Annotated in this window: 3 protein-coding genes; all 3 read left to right on the top strand. The window is 34.4% G+C overall.

Annotation, left to right across the window (positions count from 1 at the left end; translation table 11 throughout):
- Nucleotides 1-255 (top strand): 30S ribosomal protein S15 (gene rpsO / locus ACKVOD_RS02700; protein ID WP_409207943.1); only part of this gene is annotated, 255 nt, incomplete at its 5' end.
- 172 nt (nucleotides 256-427) lie between these two features.
- Nucleotides 428-2554 (top strand): polyribonucleotide nucleotidyltransferase, encoded by a 2127-nt coding sequence (locus ACKVOD_RS02705; RefSeq protein ID WP_409207944.1) that lies wholly within the window; start codon nucleotides 428-430, stop codon nucleotides 2552-2554.
- A gap of 185 nt (nucleotides 2555-2739) precedes the next feature.
- Nucleotides 2740-4168 (top strand): 1-hydroxycarotenoid 3,4-desaturase CrtD (gene crtD / locus ACKVOD_RS02710; RefSeq protein WP_409207945.1); only part of this gene is annotated, 1429 nt, incomplete at its 3' end.

Consider the following 4168-nt stretch of genomic DNA (forward strand, 5'->3'; position numbering starts at 1 on the left):
AAAGAAGTTAAAGAAGAAATCTTCGCTAAACACGGAGAAGTTACAAACACAGGAAAATCAGAAGCTCAAATTGCTTTATTCACATTCAGAATTAGCCACTTGACAGAGCACTTGAAAAAAAATCGTCATGATTATAATACAGAGCGTTCACTAGTTTTGCTAGTAGGTAAAAGAAGATCTTTGTTGGATTACTTAAAGAAAACAGAAATTAACAGATATCGTGAGATTATCAAAGTATTGAATATCAGAAAATAATCAATATACAAAGAGGTGCGAAAGTGCCTCTTTTTGTTTTTAATAATAAAAAAAAACTTCTCCCCTTTGGGGTTGGGGAATAAAAAAAGTTTGGTTTTTCATTGGGTTTTAGGCATTAACTACGCAACAACAACACAACTAACATCCATGTTCAACTTAAAGAATTAAATTTATGATTCCACAATTATTTGTAGAAAGTATCGATTTAGGTGATGGAAGAAACATCACAATCGAGACAGGTCGTTTAGCAAAACAAGCAGACGGATCTGTAGTAGTAAGAATTGGTAAAACTGTAATCTTAGGAACAGTTGTATCATCAAGAAAAGCAAGTCCAGGTATCGATTTTTTACCTCTTACGGTAGATTATCGCGAAAAATTTGCAGCAGCAGGACGTTTTCCAGGAGGTTTCTTCAAAAGAGAAGCACGTCCAAGTGACAACGAAGTGCTAACAATGAGATTAGTTGACCGAGTTTTGCGTCCACTTTTCCCTAGTGATTATCACGCAGAAATTCAAGTTATGATTCAGTTAATGTCTCATGATGATGATGTTATGCCAGATGCATTAGCAGGATTAGCCGCTTCGGCAGCACTTGCTTTGTCTGACATTCCATTCGAAACTTTAATTTCTGAAGCTAGAGTTGGAAGAATTGATGGAAAATTCATCATCAATCCAAGTCGTGCTCAATTAGAATTATCTGATATTGATATGATGATTGGTGCTTCAACAGATTCTATCGCAATGGTAGAAGGGGAAATGAAAGAAATTTCAGAAGCAGAAATGGTTGAAGCAATTAAATTTGCTCACGGACATATCAAAAACCAAATTGCAGCGCAAGAAAGATTAGCAAATGCTTTTGGAAAAAAAGAAGTTCGTACTTACGAAACTGAAAGAACAGACGATGCTATTTATGCAAAAGTAAAAGCAGCAGCTTACGATAAAATATATGCAATTGCTAGTAAAGGTTCTTCTAAACAGGAGCGTACAGCAGCATTTGCAGAAGTTAAAGACGAAGTTAAAGCATTGTTTACAGAAGAAGAATTAGCTGAAAACGGCGATTTAGTAAATAAATATTTTTACAAAACTAACAAAGAAGCGGTTCGTAACGTAACCTTAGATTTAGGTACCCGTTTGGACGGTAGAAAAACTACAGAAATCAGACCAATTTGGTGTGAAGTAGATTATTTACCATCAGTTCACGGATCTGCATTGTTCACACGTGGAGAAACTCAAGCATTGGCAACAGCAACTTTAGGAACTTCTAGGGAAGCAAACCAAATTGATTCGCCATCTGAACAAGGAGAAGAAAAATTCTACTTGCACTATAATTTTCCACCATTTTCTACAGGAGAAGCACGTCCTTTGAGAGGAACTTCAAGAAGAGAAGTTGGTCACGGAAACTTGGCACAAAGAGCGTTGAAAAATATGATTCCCGCTGATTGTCCTTATACAATTCGTGTGGTTTCTGAAGTATTAGAATCTAACGGTTCGTCTTCAATGGCTACTGTTTGTGCTGGTACATTATCATTAATGGATGCTGGTATTCAAATGATTCGTCCTGTTTCTGGAATTGCAATGGGATTAATTACAGACGGAGAACGTTTTGCGGTTTTATCTGATATTTTAGGTGATGAAGATCATTTAGGAGATATGGATTTCAAAGTAACTGGAACTTCAGAAGGAATTACAGCCTGTCAAATGGACATCAAAATTGACGGATTGAAATATGAAATTATGGAAGCTGCATTGGCACAAGCCCGTGACGGTCGTTTGCATATTCTTAATATTCTTACTGAAACTTTGGCTGCTCCAAAAGAAGATGTTAAAACGTATGCCCCAAAAATTATCATGAGAACTATTCCTGGTCAATTCATTGGTGCATTAATCGGACCAGGTGGAAAAGTAATTCAAGAATTACAAAAAGCTACTGGTTGTACTATCGTAATCAATGAAGAAAACGAAATGGGTATTGTTGAAATCCTCGGGACTGATCCTGCTGGAATTGAAGCTGTATTAGCTAAAATTCAATCTATTACTTTCAAACCACAAATGGGTGAAGCCTATGAAGTGAAAGTAATCAAAATGCTTGATTTTGGTGCAGTTGTTGAATATCTTGACGCTCCAGGAAACGAAGTATTGCTTCACGTGTCTGAACTAGCATGGGAAAGAACAGAAAATGTTGCCGATGTAGTAAATATGGGTGATGTATTTATGATTAAATACCTTGGTTTAGATCCAAAAACTCGTAAAGAGAAAGTATCTAGAAAAGCCCTGATGCCAAGACCACCACGCGAGTCATAAGATAGCAACGAAAATATTTTTAATAAATATCCCAACTTGAGCAATTGAGTTGGGATATTTTTTTTCACAAAAGCTTGTTGATTTAATTATTTCTGTTTGACAGATATTATAGTTTTTTTTAACTATTGTATAACTATTATTATTTTAAAAAAAATTAATTTTGCAGTATATCTTAATTAATAAAAATGACAAAAAGGGTTGGCATAATTGGAGCTGGAATCGGAGGTCTTGCATTATCAATACGGTTAGCCAATCGAGGGTTTAAAGTAACAATTTTTGAAAAAAACACTTACCCTGGAGGCAAATTGAGTGAACTAAATATAAATGGATTCCGATTTGATAAAGGGCCATCATTATTTACTATGCCTTCTTTAATAGACGAATTAACTACTTTACAGGGTAGCGCTCACAAATTTGAATACCAAAAACTAGATGTCATTACCCATTATTTTTATTCAGATGGAACACAACTAAAAGCGTCTGCTAATCTGGAGGATTTTGCAGAAGAAGTGCATTTAAAATTAAATGAAAAAAGAGAAACTGTTTTAAATCATATTAAGCGCAACGCTTTTTATTTTAAAACTACCGAAGATTTATTTTTGAAGCAATCGCTTCATCAACTGAAAAATTTTATTAATTTTAAGACTTTAAAAGGTATATTATTTTCACCATTCTTAGGATTATTCAGTACGATGCACGAAAAAAATTCACGAACTTTTTCTAATCCCAAAACAGTACAACTTTTCAATCGTTTTGCAACCTATAATGGGTCTAATCCATACAAATCACCGGCTTTAATGAATATGATTTCGCATCTAGAATTTAATCTTGGCGCTTATTTGCCAAAAAACGGAATGCACCAAATCACAACACATTTAGTTGAATTGGCTAAGGAAGCAGGTATAACAATTAAGTATAACGAAACCGTTGAGACATTAGATGTGGGGACTAATAACCGTATAACATCTATCAATAGTAACGGTATTAATTATCCTTTTGATATTGTGGCTAGCGATGTAGATATTCATGTGCTTTACAAAAATTTATTGCCAAGTTCTTTTACTCCAAAAAAACTAATTCAACAAGAAAAATCGAGTAGTGCATTTGTTTTTTATTGGGGAATAAACAAAGAATTTAAAGCTCTAGGCCTGCATAATATTTTGTTCAGTGATAATTATAAAAAGGAATTTGATCATTTGTTCTCAGAAAAATTTCCAACTGACGACCCTACAATTTACATCAACATCACATCAAAATATTGCAAAAATGATGCGCCAGACGGTTGTGAAAACTGGTTTGTTATGGTAAATGTGCCACACAATAAAAAGGAAAGTATTAGTTATACTGAAGCGATTAGAAAAAATGTTATTGAAAAAATTAATGGTATGCTGAAAACCGATATTGAAAAATATATCGTTACGGAAAGTACGTTAAGTCCCGTTGACATAGAAAGCCAAACTTCTTCTTTTGGAGGATCGCTTTACGGCAACTCCAGCAACAATAAATTTGCCGCATTTTTAAGACATGCTAATTTTTCATCAAGTATCAAAAACTTATATCTTGTTGGTGGAAGTGTACATCCCGGAGGTGGTATCCCATTATGCCTTTTTAGTG

Origin of the sequence: Flavobacterium sp., assembly GCF_046155325.1 — a bacterium.
Lineage (GTDB): Bacteria > Bacteroidota > Bacteroidia > Flavobacteriales > Flavobacteriaceae > Flavobacterium.

Excerpts from the sequence above, each read along its gene's own strand:
- ACKVOD_RS02705 (WP_409207944.1), top strand. The coding sequence starts at position 428 with ATGATTCCACAATTATTTGTAGAAAGTATCGATTTAGGTGATGGAAGA.